This window comes from Nonomuraea sp. NPDC005650, assembly GCF_040605375.1.
In the GTDB taxonomy this organism is placed as follows: Bacteria; Actinomycetota; Actinomycetes; order Streptosporangiales; family Streptosporangiaceae; genus Nonomuraea.
Genome location: NZ_JBEXCR010000006.1, coordinates 257885 through 282678, shown reverse-complemented (window position 1 = coordinate 282678; position 24794 = coordinate 257885). Strand labels below are relative to the sequence as shown.

The 24794-nt window shown below is 71.2% G+C and carries 21 protein-coding genes; 9 read left to right on the top strand and 12 right to left on the bottom strand.

The genetic code is table 11. The features are described from left to right. Window positions 1-29: 29 nt before the first annotated feature. The gene (locus ABZS69_RS12900) at window positions 30-518 is read left to right on the top strand and encodes a carboxymuconolactone decarboxylase family protein (RefSeq protein ID WP_355370380.1); all 489 of its coding nucleotides are present in this window, start codon (window positions 30-32) and stop codon (window positions 516-518) included. On the opposite strand, the gene ABZS69_RS12895 is transcribed toward ABZS69_RS12900, so the two are convergent. After that, window positions 496-1533: a zinc-dependent alcohol dehydrogenase family protein gene (locus tag ABZS69_RS12895; RefSeq protein WP_355370379.1), complete on the bottom strand. Its 1038-nt coding sequence runs from the start codon at window positions 1531-1533 to the stop codon at window positions 496-498. The genes ABZS69_RS12900 and ABZS69_RS12895 overlap by 23 nt on opposite strands. Before the next feature lie 531 nt (window positions 1534-2064). Between ABZS69_RS12895 and iscB the strand changes: the two genes are divergently transcribed. Then, window positions 2065-3378: an RNA-guided endonuclease IscB gene (gene iscB, locus ABZS69_RS12890; protein WP_355370376.1), complete on the top strand. Its 1314-nt coding sequence runs from the start codon at window positions 2065-2067 to the stop codon at window positions 3376-3378. A gap of 29 nt (window positions 3379-3407) precedes the next feature. Here iscB and ABZS69_RS12885 read toward each other — a convergent pair whose 3' ends face one another. After that, entirely contained in the window at window positions 3408-4235 is an 828-nt protein-coding gene (locus ABZS69_RS12885; protein WP_355370373.1) for a helix-turn-helix transcriptional regulator, read from the bottom strand. A 104-nt stretch (window positions 4236-4339) separates the two neighbouring features. Here ABZS69_RS12885 and ABZS69_RS12880 point away from each other — a divergent pair, with 104 nt between their 5' ends. The 3 genes from ABZS69_RS12880 to ABZS69_RS12870 all read left to right on the top strand — a co-directional run bounded on the left by ABZS69_RS12880 (window position 4340) and on the right by ABZS69_RS12870 (window position 7587). Further along, window positions 4340-5050, top strand: a complete 711-nt coding sequence (locus tag ABZS69_RS12880; RefSeq protein WP_355370371.1) for an SDR family oxidoreductase — start codon at window positions 4340-4342, stop codon at window positions 5048-5050. Between the two features lie 71 nt (window positions 5051-5121). Continuing rightward, the gene (locus tag ABZS69_RS12875) at window positions 5122-6495 is read left to right on the top strand and encodes a glutamate--cysteine ligase (protein ID WP_355370370.1); all 1374 of its coding nucleotides are present in this window, start codon (window positions 5122-5124) and stop codon (window positions 6493-6495) included. A gap of 78 nt (window positions 6496-6573) precedes the next feature. Further along, complete coding sequence (locus ABZS69_RS12870) at window positions 6574-7587, top strand: hypothetical protein (RefSeq protein WP_355370367.1); 1014 nt, start codon at window positions 6574-6576, stop codon at window positions 7585-7587. A 6-nt stretch (window positions 7588-7593) separates the two neighbouring features. Here ABZS69_RS12870 and ABZS69_RS12865 read toward each other — a convergent pair whose 3' ends face one another. Beyond that, window positions 7594-8358, bottom strand: a complete 765-nt coding sequence (locus ABZS69_RS12865) for a PaaX family transcriptional regulator C-terminal domain-containing protein (protein ID WP_355370364.1) — start codon at window positions 8356-8358, stop codon at window positions 7594-7596. A 31-nt stretch (window positions 8359-8389) separates the two neighbouring features. Between ABZS69_RS12865 and ABZS69_RS12860 the strand changes: the two genes are divergently transcribed. Further along, window positions 8390-10045, top strand: a complete 1656-nt coding sequence (locus tag ABZS69_RS12860; RefSeq protein ID WP_355370361.1) for an acyl-CoA dehydrogenase family protein — start codon at window positions 8390-8392, stop codon at window positions 10043-10045. Between the two features lie 268 nt (window positions 10046-10313). Here ABZS69_RS12860 and ABZS69_RS12855 read toward each other — a convergent pair whose 3' ends face one another. The 4 genes from ABZS69_RS12855 to ABZS69_RS12840 all read right to left on the bottom strand — a co-directional run bounded on the left by ABZS69_RS12855 (window position 10314) and on the right by ABZS69_RS12840 (window position 13616). Next, window positions 10314-10715, bottom strand: coding sequence for a DNA-binding protein (locus ABZS69_RS12855; protein ID WP_355370358.1), 402 nt, complete (start codon window positions 10713-10715; stop codon window positions 10314-10316). Continuing rightward, the gene (locus ABZS69_RS12850) at window positions 10712-10960 is read right to left on the bottom strand and encodes a type II toxin-antitoxin system CcdA family antitoxin (protein WP_355370356.1); all 249 of its coding nucleotides are present in this window, start codon (window positions 10958-10960) and stop codon (window positions 10712-10714) included. Before ABZS69_RS12850 ends, ABZS69_RS12855 begins: the two co-directional genes overlap by 4 nt. Window positions 10961-11033: 73 nt before the next feature. Next, entirely contained in the window at window positions 11034-12632 is a 1599-nt protein-coding gene (locus ABZS69_RS12845; protein WP_355370354.1) for an ATP-binding protein, read from the bottom strand. Window positions 12633-12824: 192 nt separating this feature from the next. After that, a complete protein-coding gene (locus ABZS69_RS12840; protein ID WP_355370351.1) occupies window positions 12825-13616 on the bottom strand; it encodes a TNT domain-containing protein in 792 nt (263 codons plus the stop codon). Window positions 13617-13994: 378 nt separating this feature from the next. On the opposite strand from ABZS69_RS12840, the gene ABZS69_RS12835 reads away from it, so the two are divergent. Continuing rightward, entirely contained in the window at window positions 13995-14744 is a 750-nt protein-coding gene (locus tag ABZS69_RS12835; protein ID WP_355370349.1) for a crotonase/enoyl-CoA hydratase family protein, read from the top strand. 12 nt (window positions 14745-14756) lie between these two features. On the opposite strand, the gene ABZS69_RS12830 is transcribed toward ABZS69_RS12835, so the two are convergent. Continuing rightward, window positions 14757-16037: an FAD-binding oxidoreductase gene (locus ABZS69_RS12830; RefSeq protein WP_355370347.1), complete on the bottom strand. Its 1281-nt coding sequence runs from the start codon at window positions 16035-16037 to the stop codon at window positions 14757-14759. 54 nt (window positions 16038-16091) lie between these two features. Between ABZS69_RS12830 and ABZS69_RS12825 the strand changes: the two genes are divergently transcribed. Beyond that, a complete protein-coding gene (locus ABZS69_RS12825) occupies window positions 16092-19286 on the top strand; it encodes a BTAD domain-containing putative transcriptional regulator (RefSeq protein WP_355370344.1) in 3195 nt (1064 codons plus the stop codon). A gap of 60 nt (window positions 19287-19346) precedes the next feature. Then, window positions 19347-20549 carry a non-homologous end-joining DNA ligase gene (gene ligD / locus ABZS69_RS12820; RefSeq protein WP_355370341.1) on the top strand — a complete coding sequence of 401 codons (1203 nt, stop codon included), beginning with the start codon at window positions 19347-19349 and terminating at the stop codon, window positions 20547-20549. A gap of 66 nt (window positions 20550-20615) precedes the next feature. Here the strand turns inward: ligD and ABZS69_RS12815 are convergent, their stop codons facing one another. Genes ABZS69_RS12815 through ABZS69_RS12800 form a run of 4 tightly spaced genes read right to left on the bottom strand, consistent with a single transcriptional unit; the run spans window position 20616 to window position 24793 of the window. Then, the gene (locus tag ABZS69_RS12815; RefSeq protein WP_355370338.1) at window positions 20616-22034 is read right to left on the bottom strand and encodes an FAD-binding oxidoreductase; all 1419 of its coding nucleotides are present in this window, start codon (window positions 22032-22034) and stop codon (window positions 20616-20618) included. Next, window positions 22031-23140, bottom strand: coding sequence for an ABC transporter ATP-binding protein (locus ABZS69_RS12810; RefSeq protein WP_355370335.1), 1110 nt, complete (start codon window positions 23138-23140; stop codon window positions 22031-22033). Before ABZS69_RS12810 ends, ABZS69_RS12815 begins: the two co-directional genes overlap by 4 nt. After that, window positions 23127-23921, bottom strand: a complete 795-nt coding sequence (locus ABZS69_RS12805) for an ABC transporter permease (RefSeq protein WP_355370332.1) — start codon at window positions 23919-23921, stop codon at window positions 23127-23129. Before ABZS69_RS12805 ends, ABZS69_RS12810 begins: the two co-directional genes overlap by 14 nt. Beyond that, on the bottom strand, window positions 23918-24793 hold the full coding sequence (locus ABZS69_RS12800) for an ABC transporter permease (RefSeq protein WP_355370330.1): 876 nt from the start codon (window positions 24791-24793) through the stop codon (window positions 23918-23920). The genes ABZS69_RS12805 and ABZS69_RS12800 overlap by 4 nt, the downstream gene beginning before the upstream one ends. Window position 24794: the final 1 nt, after the last annotated feature.

Here is a 24794-nt window from a genome sequence, read left to right as displayed (position 1 = left end):
ACCTGTGCTTTTGGGGAATGGTCAACGACATGGAACCACGCGTCCGCCCCCTCCCGCCCGAAGAATGGGACGATTTCACGAAGGCCAACCCGCACAACGTGTTCACCACGCTGGCCCGCCACCCCGCGCTCTACAAGGAGTGGCTGGGCTTCGGCGGCGTCCTGCTGGACGGCACGCTGCCCGCCCGCGACCGGGAGCTGGCCATCCTCCGCACCGCCTACCACACCGGCAGCGCCTACGTGTGGGCCCACCACGCCCGCCTGGGCAGCGAGGCCGGGCTCACCGACCTGGAGATCGCGTCGGTCAGCCACCCCGACGCCCTCTGGCCGGTCGAGGACCAGCTCGTGCTCCAGGTCGCCGACGACCTCCACTACGCCGGCGACCTGACCGACGCCACCTGGACGGCGCTGTGCGACCGCTACGACGAGCCGGGCAGGATCGAGCTGGTCGTGCTCGTGGCCCACTACACGATGCTGGCGATCGTGCTCAGGACCCTCAGAGTGGAGATCGAGGAGTGATCATCGTGACGCCCGGCACCGAGCCGATCGAGGCCAGCGCCTTGCCGGCGTCGGCCAGCCCGATCGTGCGGGTGATGAGCTGGTCGGGGTGGAGGATCCCGGCCCTGATCATCTCCAGCATCGGCGGGTACGCGTGCGCGGCCATGCCGTGACTGCCCAGCAGCCGCAGCTCATGGCCGATCACGCGGCCCATCGGCACCGGCGTCGGCCCGCCCGGCAGCAGCCCCACCTGCACGTGGCGGCCCTTGCGGCGCAGGCTCTCGATGGAGGCGGCGCAGGTCTGCGGGCTGCCCAGCGCGTCGATCGACACGTGGGCGCCGCCCCGGGTCAGCTCCCTGACCTGGGCCGCCGCGTCACCGGCCGAACCGTTGACGAAGTGCGTGGCCCCGGCCTGCTCGGCCAGGTGCAGGGCGTCGGTGCTGATGTCCACGGCCACCACGCGGGCCCCGGCCGCCGTCGCGATCATCACGGCGGACAGGCCCACGCCGCCGCACCCGTGCACCGCCACCCACTCGCCCGGCCGCACCTCGCCGACCTGTGCCACGGCGCGGAACGCGGTGGCGAAGCGGCAGCCGAGCCCGGCCGCCGTGGCGTAGGCCATGTCCTCGGGGATCGCGATCAGGTTGACGTCGGCGTGGTCGATGGCCACGTACTCGGCGAACGAGCCCCAGTGGGTGAAGCCGGGCTGCGTCTGCCGCTCGCACACCTGCTGGTCGCCGGTGGCGCAGGACGGGCACGAGCCGCAGGCGCAGATGAACGGGACCGTCACGCGCGTCCCCGGCCGCCAGGCGCGCACGTCGGAGCCGACCGCCTCGACGACCCCCGCCAGCTCGTGGCCCGGCACGTGGGGCAGGACCTTGATGTCGGGGTCGTGCCCCTGCCAGCCGTGCCAGTCGGACCGGCACAGCCCCGTGGCCTCGACCCTGATCACCGCTCCGTGCGCGGCAGGGGACGGGTCGGGCAGCTCGCGCACGTCGAGCTCACCACCGAAAAGTTCAAAGGCAACCGCTCGCATTTCATCAGCCTAGCTTTAGAGCCAGTTGCCCCAGGTCGCGCAAGGCCTGTTGGGAACGGGGTTCGGCGGTATGGACAGTTGGAGGCCCCTCTACTCGAAAACACTATGGAAAGGCTCGATCACATTCAGTAGTGTGTGTGCGGGGAGTGAGGCTCTCATAACTGCTTGAGCTCGCCACCGAAGGTAACCGGATCCCCCGATGCAAGAAGCGGGGGCTTTCGGCCGAGATGGCTGAGGCCCGTGTGTTACCAGCACCAGCCAACACCTAGTTGGAAGTGATCGACGTTGGCTACGTTTCGCGCAGGACAGAAGACCCACCAGGCTGTGCCTCCTCAGCAGCCTGCTCTGGAACTCGGTCCAGCAGACAACCCCGGGATCAGGGACGAAACGGGGACCGAGAGCCGCCGCAAGGCGGCGCCCGGCGCGAGACATGTGCGAGAGGAGATCCCCGGCACTTCACCTGCCGCCGGGGGCGTCACCCCGGACCGCCCGGTCCGGGAGAAGGGACGTGAGTCCCCGCCCTATGTGTTCGTGCTCGACAAGCATGGGCGCCCGCTGCAGCCCTGCACCCCAGCCAGAGCACGCCGGCTGCTCAAGAAGGGAAGGGCCGTCGTTCACCGCCACACGCCGTTTGTCATTCGCCTGAAGGACCGCACCACAGCCGAGAGCGAGATAGACGGCGTGGAGCTGGGTGTCGACCCCGGCTCCCGGCACACCGGGATCGCCGTGTTCACCGCGCGAGCCGGCCAGCGCCGCGCCCGGTACGGCATCCAACTCGACCACCGCGGCGCGGCCATCGTCAGGAAGATGCAGCAGCGAGCTGCCTACCGGCGTGCCCGCCGTGTCCGGAATCTGCGCTATCGCAGGCCGCGCTTCTCGAACCGCGGCCGCCGCCGCGAATGGTTGCCGCCATCTCTACACCACCTTGTGGTCACCACGGTCTCATGGGTGAACCGGCTGGCTCGTTGGGCGCCGGTGCGGGCGGTGCACCTGGAGCGGGTCACCTTCGACACCCACGCCATCAGTGCCGGCGGGCCTTTGGAAGGTGTGGAATACCAGCACGGCACGTTGCACGGAACTGAGGTCCGCGAATACCTGCTCACCAAGTGGGGACGACAGTGTGCCTACTGCGGCGCCCGTGGTGTGCCGTTGAACATCGACCACATCCATGCCCGCAGCCGCGGCGGCACCGACCGGGTCTCCAACCTGACCTTGTCCTGCGTGGCATGCAACACCTCGAAGTCCAACCGGCCGATCGCAGAGTTCCTTGAAGGCAGGCCGAAGCTGCTCGCCAGTATCTTGGCCCAAGCGAAAGCCCCGCTTCGCGACGCCGCGGCCGTGCAGTCCACCCGCTGGGCGCTCTGGCGTGAACTCGACGCTCGCCTGCCCACCCACGTGACCTCGGGGGGTCGCACCAAGTGGAACCGCACTCGCAACTACTTGCCCAAAACCCACACGCTCGATGCCCTGGCCGTCGGCGAACTCGACACCATCGCTCAAACCGTGTCCACGGTGCTGATAGTAGGATGCACTGGCCGCGGCACCCACACCCGCACTCGCACCAACAAGCATGGCTTCCCCCGCCTCCGCCTTCCCCGGCATAAGACGTTTTTCGGCTACGCCACCGGCGACCTGGTGATCGCCGTCGTCCCCACTGGCAAAAAGCAAGGCACGCACATGGGCCGCGTCGCCGTCCGCGCCAGCGGCAGCTTCAACATCACCACCGCTCACAGCACCGTCCAAAGCATCAGCTACCGTCACATTCGTCTGCTACAACGAGCGGACGGATACGCCTACGCCTTTCAGGCGGAAGCATGGGGACCATACGCCGTCTTGCCCGCCTGAACGGAGGGATCTCCACGGCGGCCGGCCGATCAGCTTAGGGTCAGTTGCCGCAGGTCGCGCAAGGCCTGGTGGGAGGGCGAACCCGGTTCGGTGGTGTAGAGGACGAGGCGGAGATCGTCGCGGTCGGGCACGGGCATGACCTGACAGATCGCGTCGATGGTGCCGACCACCGGGTGCGTGACCTGTTTGCGCTGCTCCCTGCGGACCTCGACCTCGTACCTGGCCCACAGCTCGGCGAAGTGCGGGCTGAGCGCGAGCATCTCGGCGACCAGCGCCTGGAGGGGCCGGTCGTCGGGGTAGCGGCCCGCGGCGGCGCGCAGGTCGGCGACCGAGGCGCGGGCGAAGCGGCTCTTCTCCTCGTCGCTGAGGTGCTCGGCGATGTCGGGGGACATGAAGACCCAGCGGATGACGTTCCGGTCCTCCGGGTCCACGGCTTCGAGGCCGCCCATGAGCGCGCTGGCCAGGGGGTTCCAGGCGCGGATGTCGTACCTGGCGTCCAGCACGTACGCGGGGACCTCCTCCAGGAACCCGATCAGGTGCAGCAGGCTCTGGGGCACGTCCTCCCTGATCCGCGGCGTCTCCACCACGTGTCCGGCCAGGTGGAGCAGGTGGGCGCGCTCGTCCTGGCCGAGCATGAGCGCCCTGGCCAGCGCGTTGAGCACCTGCCTGGACGGGTGCGGGCCCCGGCCCTGCTCCAGCCGGATGTAGTAGTCGATCGACATGCCCGCGAGCTGCGCGACCTCCTGCCTGCGCAGGCCCGGCGTGCGGCGCCGCTCGCCGCCGGGCAGGCCCACCTCGGCGGGGGTGACGCGGGCGCGCCTGACACGGAGGAAGTCGGCTAGTTCGTCGCGGTTCATGCCTCCATCCTCGGCGATGTCCGGTCGCGGGTGGGTGGTACCGCTGATACCAGGCTCTCCAGGTCTCTCCCGCGCCCCCTGTGACCTGGACGAACGTGGGCGGCATGACGAAGATTGCCCTCATCACGGGCGCCAACAAGGGAATCGGCCACGAGATCGCGCGGCTGCTGGCCGAGCAGGGTGTCACCACGATCGTGGGGGCGCGCGACGAGGAGCGGGGGCGGGCCGCCGGGGAGCGGCTGGGGCAGCCGTACGTGCGGCTCGACGTGACCGACGAGGCGAGCGTGGCCTCGGCCGCGAAGTGGGTCGAGCAGGAGTACGGGCGGCTGGACATCCTGGTCAACAACGCCGGGATCACCGGCGGCTTCGCCGACCCGCGCCCCAGCGCCACCCCCGCAGGGGCGCTCAGGGAGGTCTATGAGACGAACGTGTTCGGCGTGGTCACGGTGACCAACGCGATGCTGCCGCTGCTGCGGGAGTCGGAGGCCGGGCGGATCGTGAACATGACGAGCGAGCTGGGCTCGCTGGGCATGGCGATGGACCGGGAGAGCCCCTTCTGGGACGTCAACATCATCGCCTACAACTCCTCCAAGACCGCGCTCAACATGATCACCGTCTGCTACGCCAAGGAGCTGATGGACACCCCGATCAAGGTGAACGCGGCCAACCCCGGCTACTGCGCCACCGACCTCAACGGGCACATGGGGTTCCGCACCGCCGAGCAGGGCGCGGCCATCGCCGTGCGGCTCGCGACCCTCGACGCGGACGGCCCTACCGGGGCGTACCTGGAGGACGCGGGCTCTGTCCGCTGGTGAGGTGTCAAACCGGGTGAACAGGACAGAAGGGGGTGATGGGACAAGATCTGGATAAGGAGCGGTTTACTGAGGTGGAGTACGCGGCCTTCGGGGAGCGGACGCGGGAGCAGCTCGGCGTGCTGCGCGAGCTGCTCGCGACCCCCGGCTTCGGCCAGGGCCCGGCCACGATCGGGGCCGAGCTGGAGCTGTTCCTGATCGACGGGTGCGGCCGGCCGCTGCCGCGCAACAGCGAGGTGCTCGAAGCCCTCGCTGACCCCCGCGTGGTGCTGGAGCTGGGCCGCTACAACCTTGAGGTGAACCTGACCCCGACGCCGCTGGCCGGCGAGCCCTTCGCGCGGCTGAGCGGGGAGGTGCAGGAGACGATCGCCAAGGTGGACCGCGCGGTGGACGGAGTGGCGGAGGGCGGGGGCGCGCTGCCCATCGGCATCCTGCCCACGCTGGACGCCGCGGACTTCACGGTCGGCGCGATGAGCGACCAGAACCGCTACCGGGCCATGAGCAGGGGCTTCAGGCGGCTGCGGCTGGAGCCGTTCCTGGTCAAGATCGAGGATCTGGAGCTGTCGGTGGAGGACGTGATCCTCGAGAGCGCCAACACCTCCTGGCAGGTGCACGTCCGCACGCCGCCCGACCGCTTCGCCCGGCTGTTCAACGCCGCCCAGCTCGCCGTCGGGCCGGTGCTGGCCGCCTGCGGGAACTCGCCGTTCTTCCTCGGGCGGCGGCTGTGGGAGGAGACGCGCATCGCGCTGATGGAGGAGGCCGCCGACGACCGGGACGTGCAGCGGCGCGAGCGCAGGGACGGGCGGGTCACGTTCGGCTCCGACTGGGTGCGGGAGGGCGCGTACGAGCTGTTCGAGCGGTCCGTGCGGGACTACGACCCCGTGGTGCCAGACCTGAGGGACGACGCGGAGCCGTACGAGGTGCCGGAGCTGCGGCTGCACCAGGGCACGATCTGGCAGTGGAACCGGCCCGTCTACGACCCGGCCGACGGCGGCCACCTGCGGATCGAGATGCGGGCGCTGCCGGCGGGGCCGTCGTGCGCGGACCTGGCGGCCAACACCGCGTTCCTGCTCGGGCTGACGTTGTCGCAGGCGGAGCGGGACCTGACCGGCTTCCGGTTCGCGCAGGCGTACCAGAACTTCTACCGCGCGGCCATGCACGGGCTGGACGCCAAGCTCTCCTGGCCCGGCTCCGACGCCGGCTTCGAGGCGGCCGAGCTGGTGCTCCGCCTGCTGCCCGAGGCGCGGGAAGGGCTGCTCGCGGCCGGGGTGACGCCGTCCGATGCCGACCGCGCGCTGGACGTGATCGCGCAGCGCACCCGGCTGCGCCGCACGGGCTCGGCCTGGCAGCGAGAGGCGCTGGAGCGCTTCCACGGCGACAGGGAACGACTCGTACGGCGCTACCGAGAGCTCGCACTCTCGGGACTTCCGGTGCATTTGTGGCCCTGAACGCAAACTTCCGTCGCACTCTTTCCGTCAAACTAGGTCAAGGGACGGCAAAGCGAGGGAGTTATGGCGGCAACGGGGATGGTACCCACGGACAAGGCGCCCTTCGCCTTGCGCCGGGAGACGGGCGACCTGGCCGAAGGGGCGGCCAAGCTGGCGGGGGAGATCGGCAGCGCCGGCGTCGAGGCGGTGCTGGCGCAGGCCAACCGGCTCGCGGTGCGCAAGGGGGCGTCGAGCGCGCTCGGGGCGATGAGTCCGCGACCGGCCGAGTGGTACGCCTTCGACGACAAGGACCAGGACACGGTCGACTGGTACCCGCAGGGGCTGACCTGCTCCGACGAGTCGGGCTCCATCGGGGTGCCGGCGTTCCTGGCGACCTGGTACTTCAAGCCGGAGGTGGGCGAGCGGGGCATCAGGCTGTCCTTTCTCAGCCCCAAAACCCTGAAATATCAGCATGCGCTGCTGGTCACGGCGAAGCCGGATGGCTCGTACGGGCCGATCAACATCCACGCGGGCGGCGTCGCGTGCGACGGCGACCTGGTCTACGTCGCCGACACCAAGAGGGGGCTGCGCGTCTTCGACCTCAAGCGCGTGCTCGACCTGCGCACCGCCCAGAACGACCTGGGCGACCCCAAGCAGATCGGGCGGCACGGCGGCAAGTTCCACGCGTTCGGCTACCGGTACGTGATGCCGCAGACCGACTTCTGGAAGATCGCGAAGCCGGGGCCGCTCTTCTCGTTCGTCTCGATCGACCGCAGCGGCGGCACGCCGCGGCTGGTCACCGGCGAGTACCGCGAGAACGACCCGGGCGGCTGGGTGGGCCGCTGGAGCCTGGGCCTGTCCGGCGGCGAGCCCGAGGACGCCTTCGTGATGGGACAGCCCAAGATCCAGGGCGCCATCTCGTGGGGCGGCAAGTGGTACCTGAGCCAGGCGTCCGGCGCCAACGCCAACGGCAAGCTGCTCGTCCACGCCGACGGCAAGCTGCAGACGCGTCAGCTCCCCGTCGGGCCCGAGGACCTGACGGTGCAGGGCGGCAAGCTGTGGAGCGTCACCGAGTTCAGGAACCGGCGGATCATCTTCGGCGTGCCGCTGTAAGGCCGCTCAGTCCTGGAGGTGCCGGTAGAGCACCTCGCGGTAGTGGCGGTCGAAGTCGTCGTAGCGGGCGCGCAGCTCCGCGCCCGGCCAGCCGGCCGGCAGCAGCTCCTCCGGGAGCAGCGGGTCGGCCAGGAGGTGGCGCAGCACGGCGGCGGAGACCAGGAAGCCCTCGGCCAGCCCGCCGGTCAGCCCGTCGGCGCGGTCAAAGGCCCGGTCAAAGGCGCGGTCAAAGGCCCGGTCGAGGGCCTGCTCCAGCCGGTGGGCCTCGGTCGCCCAGCCGTCCAGGTCCCACAGCAGGGGAGTGGGGTCGGCGTGCGGCCGGCCGTCGATCAGCGTGCACTGCGCCGTGACGGCCTCGGGCCACGCGCGCACCAGGTTGGCGGGCCGCATCCAGGTGCCCTCGCGCAGCTCGGCCAGGCGCAGCGCGGTCATCGTGGCCCGGAACGCGGCCCGGTCGGCGGGCGCGCGCCGCTCGGCGGTGACCACGGCCACCTCCCAGGTGCCGTCCCACGGCCTGGTGTGCGGGTCGCGGCTCTCGTCCTGCCTTGCCTGGCGCTCGACCAGCCGCTCCGACAGCGTGTAGAAACGGTCGTCCTGCAGCAGGTCACCGGCCGCGACCATGCGCGACAGCGCCACCCGTACGGTGCCCTCGGCGATGCCGAAGAGCGCGCCGATGCGCACCAGGTGCCGGGCCGGCAGCCGCGGCGGGTGGCTGCCCAGCAGCGCGCTCAGCACGGCCGATCTGGCGCTCAGGTTGTTACGCTCTTCCATCGCGTGTCGAGTATATGTAACACTCGCGAGTATGGGGCGCTATCTCATCGAACCTTTCGACCGCAGCGACCGTTACGCCACCGAGCGCTACCAGGGCGCCGCCGGGCGCAACTGGTGGACCTGCGATCCCACGCTGCGCCTGCTCATGCGGCGCCATCTGGGCGAGGGCTTCGCCTGGGCGGAGCCGCACCTCGACCGGCTGGGCGCGCTGACGGGCGGGCTCGTGGCCGAGTGCGCCGAGGAGACCGATCGCAACCCGCCGCGGCTGGAGAAGTACGACAAGTGGGGCAGGGACGTCAGCGAGGTCGTCATGCCGCCGTCGTTCCACGCGGCCCGGCAGGCGCTCATGGAGGACAACTTCACCTCGCCGTCCTTCGCCGCCGAGGCCCGCGCGCAGGGGGCGAACCCGGCCGCGCTCGCCGCCGCGTGGACGTACCTGCTCGATCAGGCCGACATCGGGATGGGCTGCGCGCTCGGCACCGGCGGGGACATGGTGGTCTCCCTCGCCGAGAAGCACGCGCCCCCGGACGTACGCGATCGGGTACGGGAGATCTTCGCCAACGGCTACTACTCCGGCGAGGCCGCTCAGATGTTCACCGAGCGGACGGGCGGCTCGGACCTGGCCGCGCTGGAGGCCACGGCGGTGCCCGCCGGCGACGCGTGGCTGCTGACCGGCTTCAAGTGGTTCGCCTCCAACGCCAACGGATCCGCGTTCGTGGTGCTGGCCAGGCGCCCCGACGGGAACGTGGCGCCGTTCCTCGTGCTGTGGGAGCGGCGGGACGGAAGCCGCAACGGGCTGCGGATCAGGCGGCTCAAGGACAAGCTCGGCACCAGGTCGGTCGCGTCGGCGGAGGTCGAGCTCACCGACGCGGAGGCTTTTCCGCTCTCGGGGGAGGGCACCGGCTCCGGGCTCGGGACCATGATGAAGCTCACCAACGCCTCCAGGCTCGGCGTGTCCATGATGGGCGTCGGCGTGGCCAGGCGCGCGTTGGTGGAGTCGATCTGCTACGCCAGGGCACGCGAGGCGTTCGGGCGGCCGCTCATCGACCAGCCGCTCATGCGCCGCAAGCTGAGCGAGCTGATCGTCGAGGTCGAGGCCGCCCAGGCGCTCGTCTTCGACGGCCTCGTGGGCCCCCGCCTGCGCCTCGCCCCCGCCCTGATCAAGCTCCGCGCCGCCCGCCTCGGCGTGACGGCGGCCAGCGACGCGATCGAGGTGCACGGCGGCAACGGCTACATCGAGCAGTGGCCGGTGGCCCGCCTCCTGCGCGACGCCCAGGTCAACCCCATCTGGGAGGGCGGCGACAACATCCTCTGCCTCGACGTGCGGCGGGCCATGGTGAAGGAGCAGGCCCACGTGCCCTTCCTCGACCGCCTGCGCGACCTGGCCACCTCCGACCTGGTGCACGTTCGCATCGACGACCTCGCCAAGGCCGTCTCGGCGTGGGCCGCGCTGGAGCCCGCGGTGGCAGAGGAGCGGCTGTATCCGCTGGCGCAGTTCATGGCCGACGTGTACGCCGCCGCCCTGCTGGAGGACCAGGCCACGTGGGGCCTCGACGACGGCCGCAAGGCGCTGGTCGCCCGCCTCTACGTTGAGACTCACCTCGTCGATCACGGCCCGCTGCGCGGGATCGACGCCCCCGCCGCCGACCACTTCGAGGATCTCCTGACGGGAGCGGTCACCCTCTGACGAAGCTGGGGTGAGCGGGTCTTCGATCCGCTCACCCCGGCGCTTTCAGCCGACGATCACCGCCGATTGGTGCAGCGGATGGAAGGCGGGTCGCGGCGACCCGACCTCAGGCAGGCTCGGAACTGGTCCGCTGTCACCCCACAGCGTGTCCCCGCCCAGGTGAGCCCAACCGCGGGTAAGGAGGGCTGTCTTATCGCTGCGGATATCAGCCGGGAACGGCCGGAGCCAGGCGGAGGCGGGGTGGGGCGAGCGACGGCGTTTCGTCCGCTCAGATACCGATGAGCAGGACACGGTCGCCGCACAGTCGGGCCATGTCGTCGACATCGGAGGTCAGCATGGCCACCGGACCCGGCTGGCGCAGTGCCACCTCGGCGACCGTCGCGTCGATCGCGTACTTGTGGCCGTGCAGACCTGCGGCCTTGAGCAGTTTCGCGGACGCCTTCGCCGCACCTTCGGTCACCGGCTCGACCTTGACGCGGGAGAGCACCCAGTGCAGCCGAGGCATGTTCACTCGTGTGTGGCTGACTTCCACGATGGCGTTGGCGCCGATGACGAAATCGGCGCCCATGCTGTGGAACACCTGGAACATCGCGAGAATCTTGCGGTCCTGCGCGATCCATGCGGAGAGCCCTTGGGAGTCCAGGACAACGGTTTCGACGTGCTCGATCACGCAGCGCCCGCTGATCCGTCGCGCTCCGCCGTCTTGAAGATCCTGGAGCGAGCCTGAGCCAGCTCCTCCTCGGTGAACTCTCCGTGCTCCTCCTGGTGACGCAGGAGGTCGGTGCCGAGAAGCTGGTGCCGCAACTGGCGTGCCACCGCCTCGGCGACATAGCCGGAGATGTTGTCGGTGAGCTTCCTGAGCTCGGCGACCTGGTCACTCGGCAGCGTCACCGTGATGCGCGTCGTGTCCGCCATGCGGCAAGCATACTGCAGTATGCATGACAGCGCCGTGCTGCCGGGAAAGGGGGCCTGAAGGCTCGGGCAGCCGTCACACCCGCAGAACGGTGATCTGGCGGCCGGAGGGTGTGGTCGCCTGCTCGAAAGCGCCTCGTTCCTTCCAGGACGGGGCCTCCGGGCGCCGGTCGAAGATCACCAGCACGCCGGTGGAGAGACTGAGCCGGTCCAGATACCGGTCGAGCTGCGCGAGACCGTCGGGCAACGGGTCGTCCCCGCCCACCCGCCAGACCTTCAGCTCCATCGCCTCCCGCTGCATCAGCCGTTCGCCTTCCGGACCGGTGTAGGGCCAGCGGACCAGCACGTCCAGGCGCTTGGTGCCGGCGGCGTACTCCCGGTCGAGATAGCCTCCGCCGTTGACCAGCCGGTGCAGGAAGGCCATGAGGATGATCTGGCAGGCGGCCTCGTGGTAACCCTCCTGCCGGATGAGCACCTCGCCGTGCTCGCGCCAGAACACGACGAACTCCTGCAGCAGCCGATCCAGGTCGAAACGGCCGTCCGGCAGCACGAAGCTGCGCGGATCAGCCTGCACGAACCGTTCCGTGCGATTACCCAGCACCCGTAGCAGGACCTCTCGATAGATCGGGTTGGCGATCTCCAGATTCCGGGTCCCCCGGATGAGGCCCAGATCGTGGACGTAGGAGACGTCATCATCAAAAGCGGCGTCTATGCTTGGCAACATTCCCGCCACGATCGGTTCGATCACCCGTTCCACCCGTGGTTCGTGCAGCCGGGTCACCAGCGTGTCCAGATGCATGGCGCGCGCCCGGATCAACCGCTCCTTGGCCTCCTCCACCTGCCTGGCGGTGATGTCGCCGGTCACCCCCATCCGAGAAGTGATCTCAAAGGCGAGGGCGTTGACCAGCCACGGTTGTCCCTGCGTCAGCTCGAAGACCCGATCCACCGCGTCCTTGGTGAACTCCTGGCCGGTCGCCTGCGTGTGCTGGTCGTACAACTCGGCGATCTGATCGGTGGTGAAGTCGCCCAGGCGCAGCGACTCAGCGATGATGTTGAACGGGCTGGCCGGGTTCCACCCGCCGGGATCGCCACCCGAGGCGACCTTGTAGTCACGCACGTTGCGCACCCCGCACAGCACCACGGATGTGGGGAAGAAATGGCCCTCGTGTCGCGCGTTGTGGCCATCGCGGAGCTGGCTGAGGATGCTGATCATGCTGGTGCCCTGCAGGGCGTCGATCTCGTCGAGGAACAGCACCACCCGACGCGGGCTGCGGCGGCACCACTCGCTCAGCGCCGCACTGAACTGGGTACCCGGCGTTGACTGCGGCCAGGGACTCGGCGGCAGCAACTCGTCCGGCCATCCCGATCGCTCAGCGGCTTCGCGGATGGACTTCAGCAGGATCGACTCCGCGGCGGCGTAGTCGTCGCCGGCTGCCTTGGCACGCTCGCAGGAGAACATCAGCGCTGCGACGTCGCCCTCGGCGGTGAGCTCGGACGCCAGGGTGCGCAGCGCGGTCGTCTTCCCGGTCTGCCGGGGTGCGTGCAGCACGAAGTAGCGGTCCATGTCGATGAGCGTCCGTGCCTGTGGGAGCCGCTGCGTGGGGGACAGCATGTAGTGGTGCTGTGGGCCGCACGGGCCGGTGGTGTTGAAGTACTTCGCTCGGGGTGGCCGCATGGTCACATTCTGCCATCAGGCGCTGTGCCCGTGGCTGGATTCCGTGTAGAGACCGCCGGGGTCCGGCGCCCCGCGTCCGCCCGGTGTGCGACAGCGGAGCAAGGTGAGCGCCGGCACCCAGCAGGTCTGCCCGGCCTTCAGGGGCCTCCTGTCCCGATTCCCGGTGTCGGGTCAATTGGCGCTTGCGGGTCTCTATGTACGTACCGCGGGCGTTGGTGTCGTGGCCGAGTTCGTGGTGGGCAGGAGGATCGGCTCGATCTCCTCCAGGTATCCGTTCATCAGCAGCCAGCTCACCGGAACTTCTTCGCTCGTCTGCGGAGCTTCGGGAATGTACTTGCTGAGCACGTGGTATTGCGTGCCGCCGCCCGGTTGCTGGAACGCCGGCGAGATCGGGCCCACCTCGACGCGGAAGGACTTGAGCACCCGGAACGCATGGTAATTGCACAGGTGCTGGGGATCCTGTGGGTTGGTGTTCAGATTGCGCGGCGGCAACGCGCGTTTGCTGAACTGATCGCCCAGCGGCGACAGGAACGCCCCCGTGTAGCCGCCGAAACGGTCGAGTCTCATGCCGATCTGCAGAAACGTCGTCTTGGCCAGCAGTCTGCCGTTGGGATAATTGCCGGAGTGGCCGAAGCCGGCATCGGGCGGGAAGCGATAATTGTTCGTGACGTAATCCCAGTAGCGGGAGAGGAAGTGCTGCGGGCTCAGGCCGCCCAACGGCACGTAGTCGCGCAAGAGAGCGGCAAGATAGCCGGTCGTGGGCAAGATCGTCGGCCCCAGATCCGGGTCGCCGGTTACGTACGGCGGTCCGCAGACCAGCCCGCCGGCCTGCGTGCTTCCTTCGTCGGTTTTGCCCTTGTCGGGAGGCGGCGTCGGCTGGAGAGGCGTTGGTCGGAGGAGCCGGGTGCTTGACTGGGCGACGCTGTCGGCATGTGCGGCCACGCCGCCCATGGCGCCGGCCACCACGCACAGCGCGGTGGCCAATATAACGTTTCGTCGGTGATATCGCATGACTTCCCTGTTAACGGTACATAAGAGGCGAATGTAGATAGATCACGAGTTATTCGACGATGCGCCGAACGGCGGCATGCGGACAACGAGCGTATTTTGACTTCGTTGTCCGCATGCGTGCAGTCGTGTATGTGAATACGGTGATCGAAGGCTACATTCCCAGATATCTCCCATATTTCATCTTCTGTGTTACAAGGGAAGGGTAAAGAGTGTAGCGACGAAAGTGGCGATTGCTGCCATCCTTGAATTTTCTAAGTATTGTGGACTTTGTGTGTCATATCGGGCTGGCCGGGAGCCTGGGTTGGACGTACGCTCGGCCCGTTCCCCGAGGACTTCCCCGAGGAGGGTCGCATGACCGTACGTGTGGAGCGCGAGGGGTCGGTCACCACCGTGGTGATCAGCCGGCCGGAGGCGCGCAACGCGGTCGACCGCAAGACAGCCGACGCTCTGACGACCGCGTTCCGCGATTTCGAGGGCTCCGACGCCGCCGTGGCGGTGCTGTGGGGCGAGGGCGGCACGTTCTGCGCGGGCGCCGACCTCAAAGCGCTCGACAACCACGTCGGCGAGGACGGCGACGGGCCGATGGGCCCGACCAGGCTGCGGCTGTCCAAGCCGGTCATCGCCGCCGTGGCCGGGCACGCCGTCGCGGGCGGGCTGGAGCTCGCCCTCTGGTGCGACCTGCGGGTGGCCGAGGAGGGGGCGGTCTTCGGGGTGTTCTGCCGGAGGTGGGGGGTGCCACTCATCGACGGCGGCACCGTACGGCTGCCCCGGCTCATCGGCGCCTCGCGGGCGATGGACATGATCCTCACCGGCCGGCCCGTCGAGGGGCGGGAGGCGTACGAGTGGGGGTTGGCCAACCGGCTCGTGCCGGACGGCACCGCCCGGCGGCACGCCGAGGAGCTGGCCCGCGAGATCGCCTGCTTCCCGCAGACCTGCCTGCGAGGCGACCGGCTGTCGGCGCTGGAACAGCATGGGCTGAGCGAGGAGGAGGCGATGCGGAACGAGCTGCGCCACGGGCTCGTCTCGCTGCCCGACGCCGTGGGCGGCGCCGCCCGCTTCGCCGCGGGCGCGGGCCGCCACGGCGACTTTAGCGACCTGTAGCGGGGGCGGGGTCTAAGCGAGCACGGGGAAGTTGGCGCGGATCACGCCGTGCGGGTCGCGGGCCCGCTTGAGGTCGCGCAGCCTGGCCAGCGTCTCGCGCGGGAACGCCGCCGCCGCCTGCTCCCCGCCGTGCAGCATCGTGTACGGCTTGCGCCCGCTGCTGAACGGCACCAGCGCCTTGCCCAGCCGCCCGAGGCGCTCGTCCGTGGCCTCGGTGGGCGCCCCGATCGCGTAGATCAGGTACGGCTCGTCCAGGTGCCCCGCGGCGCCCCCGCCCTCGGCCGGCCTGGACAGCGCGCCGCCGAGGTGCCGGATCTGCACGCTGATCAGCGGGTCGATCGGCTCGCCCAGCAGCACGCCGGCCACCTGGTCGTCGAGCCCGGTCAGCAGCTCGCACCGGCTGGTGCCGGGCTGGGGATCGGTGGGCTCGTCGCAGATGGAGCCCAGCTCGGCCACCGGCAGCAGCCGCCGGTTGTCGCCGACCGCACCGCCGATGAGCTCGAAGGGCCGCAGCAGCGTGCCCGGGTCCCGGCCCAGGTACGTGCAGTCGACCATGACGAACCCCGGGCCGCCGGGGATCTGCAGCAGGTCGAACCAGACCGTCAGCTCGTCCGGCGCGCCCGCGGTGACCTCGCGGTAGGCGGCCAGCACCTCGGGCGCCCGCTCGATCGGCCACATGATCCGCCCGCCGTACAGGAAGGGCGCGGGCCGCAGGTCGAACTCCATCGCCGTCACGATCGCGAAGTCGCCGCCGCCGCCCCGCAGCGCCCAGAACAGCTCGGGGTCCCGCTCGGCCGTCACCCGGATCCGCCGGCCCCCGGCGTCCACCGCGTCGAAGGCCCGCACGCTGTCGGCGGCGAAGCCGTACTTCCTGCCGAACCAGCTCAGCCCGCCGCCCAGCGTGTACCCCGTCACGCTGACCACGGGGGAGCTGCCCGCGAGGCCGGTCAGCCCGAGCGGGCTCGCCGCCGCCAGCACCTCGCCCCACTTGACGCCCGCGCCGACGCGCGCCACCCCGTCGACGATCTCCACTCCGCCCAGGCCGCGGGTCCGCAGCAGGATCGTGCCCTCGGTGTCGCCGGAGGCGCCGTGGCCGCTCGGCTGCGCGGTCACCGACAGCCCGTGCAGGCGGGCGTAGCCCACCGTGGCCGCCACGTCGTCGGCGTCGGCCGCGTCGACGACCGCGCGCACCCGCTGGTCGACGGCCACGTTCCAGGGCCGGCGCGCCTCGTCGAAACCCCTGTCACCGGGGAGGAGCACGCGGCCGTTCATGAGGTTCTTCAGTTCGTTCATGGATCAAGCATGCGGTTTAGCGCTTGAGGTGGAGTTGGGGTTGACTTGGGGTCCGTGGAGTTCAGACTGTTCGGTCCGCTTGAGGTGGACGACGGCGACGGCAACCGGCTCGACCTCGGCACCCGCAAGCAGCGGGCGGTCCTGGCCAGGCTGGCCCTGGAGCCCGGCCGCGTCGTGCCGCTCGACCGGCTGATCGAGGAGCTGTGGGCGGGGGAGGCGCCGGCCAAGGCCACGGCGACGCTGCAGGCGTACGTCTCGCATCTGCGGCGGGTGCTGGAGCCGGACCGCAAGCCGCGCACGCCGCCCCGGGTGCTGCTCACCCGCGAGCCCGGCTACGTGCTGGACGTCACGCCCGGCCAGACGGACGTGGGCCGCTTCGCCGCGTGGGCCGCCGACGGGGCGCGCCTGGTCAGGCAGGGGCGCCACGCGGAGGGTGCGCGGGTGCTCGACCGGGCGCTCGAGCTGTGGCGGGGGGAGCCGCTGGCGGAGTTCCCCGATCTGGCGCCGGCGGCGTCCGCGCGGCTGGAGGAGCTGCGGCTGGCGGCCGAGGAGGACCGGCTGGAGGCCCTGCTGGCGCTCGGCGAGGCCAGCGTGCCCGACCTGGAGGCGCTGACGGAGGCGCACCCCTACCGGGAGCGGGCGTGGGGGCTGCTGGTGCTCGGGCTGTACCGGGCGGGCCGCCAGGCCGACGCGCTCGCCGCGCTGCGCAAGGTACGCGCCCTGCTCTCCGGCGAGCTGGGCATCGAGCCGGGGCCCGAGCTGAGACGGCTGGAGCAGGCGGTGTTCGAGCAGGCGCCCGAGCTCGACCCGGCCCCCAAGCTCAACGCGGCGCCCGTGCCCGACCCCGTTCCCGCACCCGTCCCCGCGGGCCCGGGGTCCGACCGGCTCGTGGCCAGGGAGGGCGAGCTGCGGGTCCTGGAGGAGCTGCTGGCGCGGGCCAGAGGCGGCAAGGGCGGGCTGGCGCTGGTCACCGGCGAGGCGGGCATCGGCAAGACGAGCCTGGCCAGGGCCGTCGCCGACCTGGCCACGGCCAGGGGCTTCCGGGTGGAGTGGGGCCGCTGCCTCGACGGCGGCACGGCCCCCGCGTTCTGGCCGTGGACCGGCGCGGGCCTGATCCCGCCGTCCCCGCAGGCCGAGCTGTTCGACCTGTACGACGCCGTGCTGGCGGAGCTGCGCACCGGCCCCCTGCTCGTGGTGCTGGAGGACCTGCACTGGGCCGACGCCTCCTCCCTGAAGCTGCTCGGCCACGTCGCGGGCGAGCTGGCCAGGACCTCCGCGCTGGTCGTGGTCACGCTCAGGCCCGAGCCCGGCGACCACCCCGAGCAGCTGCGCGAGACCCTGGGCACGCTGGCCAGGGAGGGCCGCCGGCTGCCGCTGGCGCCGTTCGACGCCTCGGGCGTGCGTGACTACCTGCGCCTGCGCGACCTCGCGGCCGACCCGCAGGAGCTGCTCGACCGCTCGGGCGGCAACCCGTTCTACCTGACCGAGCTGCTCCGACTGCCCGAACCCGAGCGCCACCTCGTCCCGCCCGGCGCCCGCGACGTCATCGAACGCCGCCTGGCCCGCCTCCCCGAGCCCACCCAGGAGCTGCTCAGAGCCGCCGCGGTCGCGGGCCGGGAAGTGGCGCCGGACCTACTGACGGCCCTCGTGGACCGCCCCGTCGAGGAGGTCATGTCGGACCTGGAGCCCGCGCTGGCCGCCGGGCTGCTGGCCGAGCTGCCGGCCGGGGCCGCCGACTACCGCTTCTCCCACGCCCTCGTACGGCAGGCGCTCGACCAGGGCCTGACCCGGCTCGACCGCGCCCGCCTGCACCTGCGCGTCGCCGGGCACCTGGAGGCCCTGCCCGGCGCCGACCCGGTGATCCTGGCGGGCCACTTCGCCGCCGCGGCGAGGCTGGGCGGCGCGGCCAAGGCCGTCACGTACGCCACCCGGGCCGCCGGGCAGGCCGCGGAACGGCACGGCTACCAGGAGGCCGTGCAGCTGTGGGAGCTGGCGCTCGACCACCTGCCGTCCGGCGACTCGCCCGAGCGCTGCCGCGTGCTGACCGAGCTGGGCCAGGCCCGCCGCACCACGGGCGACGCCGAGGGCGCCTACCGCGACCTGACCGAGGCCGTCGCCCAGGCCCAGCGGCTCGGCGACCGGGACGCGCTGGTGGCGGCGGTCTCGGTCTTCGGCGGCCTGTCGGTGTGGAACTGGCGCCCGTACGGCGTCGTGGACGAGGACATGGTCGCCATCCTGGAGGACCTCCTCGCGGGCGACCTCGACGACCGCTCCAGGGCTGCGCTCCTGGGCACGCTCGGCATCGAGCTGCACTACGGCCCCCGGCGCGCCGAGGGCGAGCGGCTGGCGCTCGACGCGGTCGGCCTGGCCCGCCGCATGGGCGATCCCAAGGTGCTGGCCAGGGCGCTCAACAACTATCTGATCGCGAGCTTCGTACCCGGCCGCAACCCCGAGCGGCTGGCCGCGGCCGAGGAGATGCTGGCCATCCCCGGCCTGCCCAGGGAGGCCAGGCTGGTGGCGCGGGTGCTGCGCATGGCGTGCCTGCTGCGCGCGGGCGAGCTGGACGAGTGGCGCAGGGACCTGGCCCGCTGCGAGCAGCTGCTGCACGAGGTGGCCCGGCCCGAGCTGGAGGCCATGGTCCGCGTCGCGCAGACCGCCGACCACGCCCTGCACGGCCGGTGGGCGGAGGCGGAGGCGCTGGCCGAAGACTTCCCCGCGATCTCCTTCGGGGCGAGCCTGTGGGGCCAGGAGGCCCGCCGCCTCGGCGTCCGCTACACGTGCCGGCGCGGCGAGGGCCGGGTGGCGGAGCTGGTGGACGAGCTGGTGGCCGCCGGCGACCGTCCGCTCATGAGCATGGTGCGCCCGCTCGCCGTCCTGGCCTGCCTGGACGTGGGCCGCACCGGACAGGCGCGGCAGCTCGTCGAACGGTGGGGCGTGGAGCTGCGCGAGGACTGGTCGGCGGACTTCTTCTTCCCGGTCTGGGGCCTCGTGGCCGCTCAGCTCGGCACCCCCGACCCCGCGCGGATGTACGAACGGCTGCTGCCGATCGCCGACCAGATCGTCGTCCTGGGCACGGGCAGCGCGGCCCTGGGCTCCGTGCGGGACGTGCTGGCCGAGCTCGCGCTCCGGCTCGGGCGTACGGAGGAGGCACGCCAGCACAACCAGGCGGCCGTCGACACGCACCGGCGGCTCGGCCTGGCCTACCTGGAGTCGCGCAGCCGCGCCCGCCGCGCCCAGTTGGTGCCCTGAGCGCTGTCGTCCGAGCCTTGTCGTCCGAGCGTTGTCGGTGGCCCCGCGTATCGTGACCGTATGCCTGACATCGAGGTCGCGGGTCGCGAGGTCCGCATCACCAGCCCCGACAAGGTGGTCTTCCCGCAGTCCGGCCACACCAAGCTCGACCTGATCCGCTTCTACCAGGCCGTGGGAGAGGGGGCGTTGCGGGGCGTCCACGGGCGGCCGATGGTGCTCAAGCGGTTCGTGCACGGCATCGAGCAGGAGGCGTTCTTCCAGAAGCGCGCCCCGGCCAAGCGGCCCGACTGGATCGAGGTGGCCGCGCTGAAATACCGCTCGGGGCTGAGCGCGGAGGAGGTGGTCTGCACCGATCTGGCCCAGCTGCTGTGGGTGGTCAACCTCGGGTGCGTCGACCTCAACCCCCATCCGGTGCGCGCCGACGACCTGTCCAGGCCCGACGAGCTGCGCATCGACCTCGACCCGGTGCCGGGCGTGGAGTGGGCCGACGTGCTGGCCACCGCGCAGGTGGCCCGCGAGGTGCTGGCCGACCACGGGCTCGTCGCCTGGCCCAAGACGTCCGGCTCGCGCGGATTCCATGTCTACGCCCGGATCGAGCGGCGCTGGCCGTTCGCGAAGGTGCGCAGGGCGGCCGAGACGGTGGCCCGCGAGGTCGAGCGGCGCGCGCCCGAGCTGGCCACCAGCCGGTGGTGGAAGGAGGAGCGGCACGGGGTGTTCGTCGACTTCAACCAGAACGCCTACGACCGCACCGTGGCCTCCGCCTACTCCGTGCGGGCCGTGCAGGACGCCCGCGTCTCGACGCCGCTGACCTGGGACGAGGTGCCCGGCTGCCGTCCCGAGGCGTTCACGATCGACACCGTGCCCAAGCGGCTGGCCGAGGCCGGCGACCCATGGGAGGACATGGACCTGCACCCGGGCTCGCTCGACTCGCTGCTGGAGCTGGCCGAGGAGCTCGGCCCGGCGCCCAAGCCGCCCAAGGGCACCGGGCGCAGGCAGCAGACGATGCCCGTCATCGAGATCGCGCGGGCGGAGCACAAGGAGGAGGCGCTGGCCGGGCTCGAGCGGTGGAAGGCCCGCCACCCGGCGGTCGCCGACCGGCTGGAGCCCGCCGACGTGCTGGTCGACGGCATGCGGGGGCGCAGCAGCGTGTGGTATCGCATCCGGGTCAACCTCCAGCACGTGCCGGAGGAGGAGCGGCCGCCGCAGGAGCCGCTGGAGGTCGAATACGACCCCTGGCACGGCGCCGGCCCCCCGGAGCGCTGACCTGACCGTGACACCCGGAGCGCCGACCGCTGACCCCGGAGCGCTGAGCACGCTCCGGGGGGCGGGTCAGCGGCCGGAGATCAGGTTCGCCATGCGCGCGAACGGCGACGTGGTGGTGCCGTGGTCGTTCTCCTGCCGGTCGGCGGCGCGGAACAGCGCGTAGATGAGCTGCACCCCCGTCCACCGCAGCGGCTCGGGCTCCCACTGGCGCACCTGGCGGCCCACCCAGGGCAGGGCCGTCAGCTCGGTGTCCTGGCGCAGCACCAGGTCGCGCAGGGTGCGGCCGGCCAGGTTGGTGGTCGTGACGCCGCTGCCGACATAGCCGCCCGCCCAGCCGAGACCGGTCGCGTGGTCCAGGTGGACCGTCGAGCACCAGTCGCGCGGCACCCCCAGCACGCCGCACCAGGAGTGCTGGATCCGCGCGTCCGCCGCCGCGGGGAAGAGCTTGACCAGCATCCGCCACAGCAGCGCCACCGTCTGCGGCTGCGTGGCGCCCCGCACGTCGGTACGCGAGCCGTACCGGTAGGGCACGCCCCGCCCGCCGATCGCGATGCGGTCGTCGGCGGTGCGCTGCGCGTAGATGTAGGCGTGCGCCTCGTCCCCGAGCAGCTCGTTGCCCTCCCAGCCGATGTGCTTCCACACCTCGGGAGGGAGCGGCTCGGTGACGATCATGGAGCTGTTCATCGGCAGCCACTGCCGGTGCTGCCCGGCCAGCGAGGCGGTGAAGCCCTCGGTGGCGCGGATGACGTAGTCGGCCGTGACCGCCCCGCGCGTGGTGATCGCCGCCGCCTGGCCGCCGTCCCGCCGCGGGATGATCTTCGTAACCGTGGTGTCCTCGAAGATGTCCACCCCGAGCCGGGCGACCGCCTCGGCCAGGCCGACGGCCAGCTTGGCGGGCTGGATGCGGGCGCAGTGCGGTGAGTAGGTGGCCTCCAGGGTGCCCGCCACCTGCACGCGCTCGCGCTGCTCGTCGCGGTCCATGAGCCGCAGGTCGTCCTCGCCGTACCCCCAGGTGCGCAGGTCCTCGAGCTCCGCGCGCAGCCGGCGCCGCTGGGCCGGGTTCGTCGCGACGTGGATGAGGCCGCCCTTGTGGATGTCGGCGTCGATGGCCTCCTCGCGGGTCACCGCGATGACCTCGTCCACGGCGTCGAACATCGCGTGCTGCAGGTCGATCATCGCCTGCCGGCCGCGGGCCTTGGCGTGCCGCTTGCGCGACCCGGCGAACTCCGCCGACAGCCACCCGCCGTTGCGCCCCGAGGCCCCGAACCCGGCGAACTCCTTCTCCAGGATCGCGATCCGCAGCCCCGGCTCGGCCTTCTTCAGGTAGTAGGCGGTCCACAGGCCGGTGTAGCCGCCGCCGACGATGGCCACGTCGTACGAGCGCGGCCCCGGCAGCGCGGGACGCCGCTCCGGCAGGCCGATGTGCCGGTACCAGAACGAGACGCCGCCGTTGGCGAAATCCTTGGTGAGCGGGATGCCTTTCACGTGAGCACAGCCTCCACATCGGGCGAGTCGGGCAGCAGGACGGAGTCGGCGACGCGCCACGTCAGCGTGACCTCGTCGCCGCCACGGGCGTCGCTGAGGTTGCCGGCCTGCTCGCGCACCAGCGCGGACGAGCCGTCGGGCAGCCTCAGCTCCAGCTTCCTGCTGGAGCCCAGATAAATCTCGCCGGTGACGGTGGCCGGCAGCGCGTTCCAGTCGGAGCCGGGGGAGAAACCCGCCTCCCGTACGGCCAGCCGCTCCGGGCGTACGACGAGCGCGCCCGCCTTCTCGGCCAGCTCACCGGGCGCCCGCAGCAGCCGCGCGCACACGCCGATGCCGTCGGGCGTGACGTCGCCGCGCAGGATCGTCGACTCGCCGAGGAAGCGGGCCACGAACAGCGTGGCGGGCCGCTCGTACAGCTCCTCGGCGGGCCCCACCTGCTCGATGCGGCCGCGGTTGAACACCGCGACGCGGTCCGACAGCACCAGCGCCTCGTCCTGGTCGTGCGTGACATAGACGAACGTGGTGCCGAGCTCGCCGTGGATGCGCTTGATCTCGAGCTGGAGCCAGTCGCGCAGCTTCTTGTCCAGCGCGCCCAGGGGCTCGTCCATCAGCAGCACGCGCGGGCTGTAGACGATGGCGCGGGCCACGGCCACGCGCTGCTGCTGGCCGCCGGACAGCTCGCGCGGGTAGCGGTGGCCGTACTCGCCGAGGTGGACGGTGGCCAGCGCGGCCGCGACCAGCTCGGCGCGGCGCGCCTTGGGCACCTTGCGCTGTTTGAGCGGGTACGCGATGTTCTCGGCGACCGTCATGTGCGGGAACAGGGCGTAGTGCTGGAAGACCATGCCCATGTCCCGTTTGTGGGCGGGCGTCGCGGCGATGGCGGTCCCGTCCACGGTCAGCTCGCCGGCGGTGGGGTGGTCGAAGCCGGCGATGATGTTCAGCGTGGTCGTCTTGCCCGAGCCGCTCGGCCCGAGCAGCGTGATGAACTCGCCCGGCTTGACCGACAGCGAGACATCGTCCACGGCGACGAAGTCGCCATAGCGCTTGGTCAGTCCGGTCAGCTCGATGCCGGCGCCGCGGGCGGCGAGATCGTTACTGGTGGGCACGTGACCTCCTGGCGACGAAGAAGGTGGCGATCAGGACGAGGCTCGTGGTCAGCACGATGATCATCGTGGCCGCCGCGGCGATGGTCGGGTCGGTCTCGCGGGTGACGCTCGCGTACATCTTCACCGGCAGGGTCTGCAGGTAGGGGCTCTGGATGAACAGCGAGACGACCACCTCGTCGAAGCTGGTGACGAACGCGAACAGCGCGCCCGCGGCCACGCCGGGCGCGACCAGCGGCAGCGTCACGGTGCGGAACGTGGTCCAGCGGCCCGCGCCCAGGCTGGCCGCCGCGCTCTCCAGCCGCCGGTCGAACCCGCTCAGCGACGCCGTCACCGGGATCATCACGAACGGCAGCGCCAGCACGGTGTGCGCCATGACGAAGCCCACGAGCGTCCCGACGAGCTGCAGTTTCAGGAACACGGCGTAGACGCCGATGGCCAGCACGACCCCGGGCACGATCATCGGGGCCAGCATCGACCCCTGGACCAGCGCGAGCCCGCGCATCCTGGCCCGGGTCAGGCCGAGCGCCGCCGCCGTGCCGAGCACGGTGGCGACGACGGTGACCAGCAGGCCCACCTCGAGCGAGGTCCACAGGGCCGACATCCAGGCCGGGTCGCCGAAGAAGTGCTCGTACCAGCGGGTGGACCAGCCGTCCGGCGGGAACTTGAGCGACGCCTTCGAGGTGAAGCTGAGCGGCACCACGATCAGCGCGGGGGCCACCAGCCACACGCCGACCAGGGCGCAGAACGCCCACAGCACCCCGCGGCCCGCACGCGCGCTCATCCGGTCACCTTCTTCCCGGCGCGGCGCAGCGTGACCGCCAGCAGCGCGATCATGGCCAGCGTGAGCCCGAGCAGGACCACGCCCATGGCGCCGCCGCGGCCCCACTTCAGCAGGCCGTTGACCTGCGTGAAGATCTGCTGCGACAGCAGCGCGTCGGTGGGGGAGCCGAGCAGCGCGGGGGTGACGTAGAACCCGAGCGCGCTGATGAACACGGTCAGGCACCCCGCCGACACCCCGGGCAGCGACAGCGGTACGTAGACGTCGAGGAACGCCTTGGCGGGGCGCGCTCCCATGCTGCCCGCCGCGGTGAGCAGCCGCCGGTCGATCCCGCTCATGACCGCGTAGAGCGGCAGCACCATGAACGGCATCAGCAGCTGCACCATCCCGATCACGACGCCCGTCTGGGTGCGGATCAGGCTGAACGGGCCCAGCCCGATGGTCCCGAGCAGGTCGTTCACCACGCCGGTGTCCTGCAGCAGGATCACCCACGCGAAGGTCCGCACCATCAGGCTGGTCCAGAACGGCACCAGCACCAGCAGCGTCAGCACGGCCCTGGCCCGCGGGCCGGCGATCGTCATGGCGTACGCGTACGGGTACGACAGGATCAGCGCGACCACCGTCACCCACAGGGCGGTGGTGAACGTGCGGCCGAGCACCCGCAGGTTCTGGGACTCGCTGAAGAACCAGGTGAAGTTGCCCAGACCGGGTGCCGGGTCGGTGAACGCGCTGATCACCATCGAGATCAGCGGATACAGGAAGAAGACGGCGAGCGCCACCAGCGCCGGCAGGACCAGGAGCGCCGGGCGGCGCTCAGGGTCCGCCGGCTGTCTGGCGGCGGCGGGCGGGGCGACCGCCTGCAGGGTGGAGGCCATG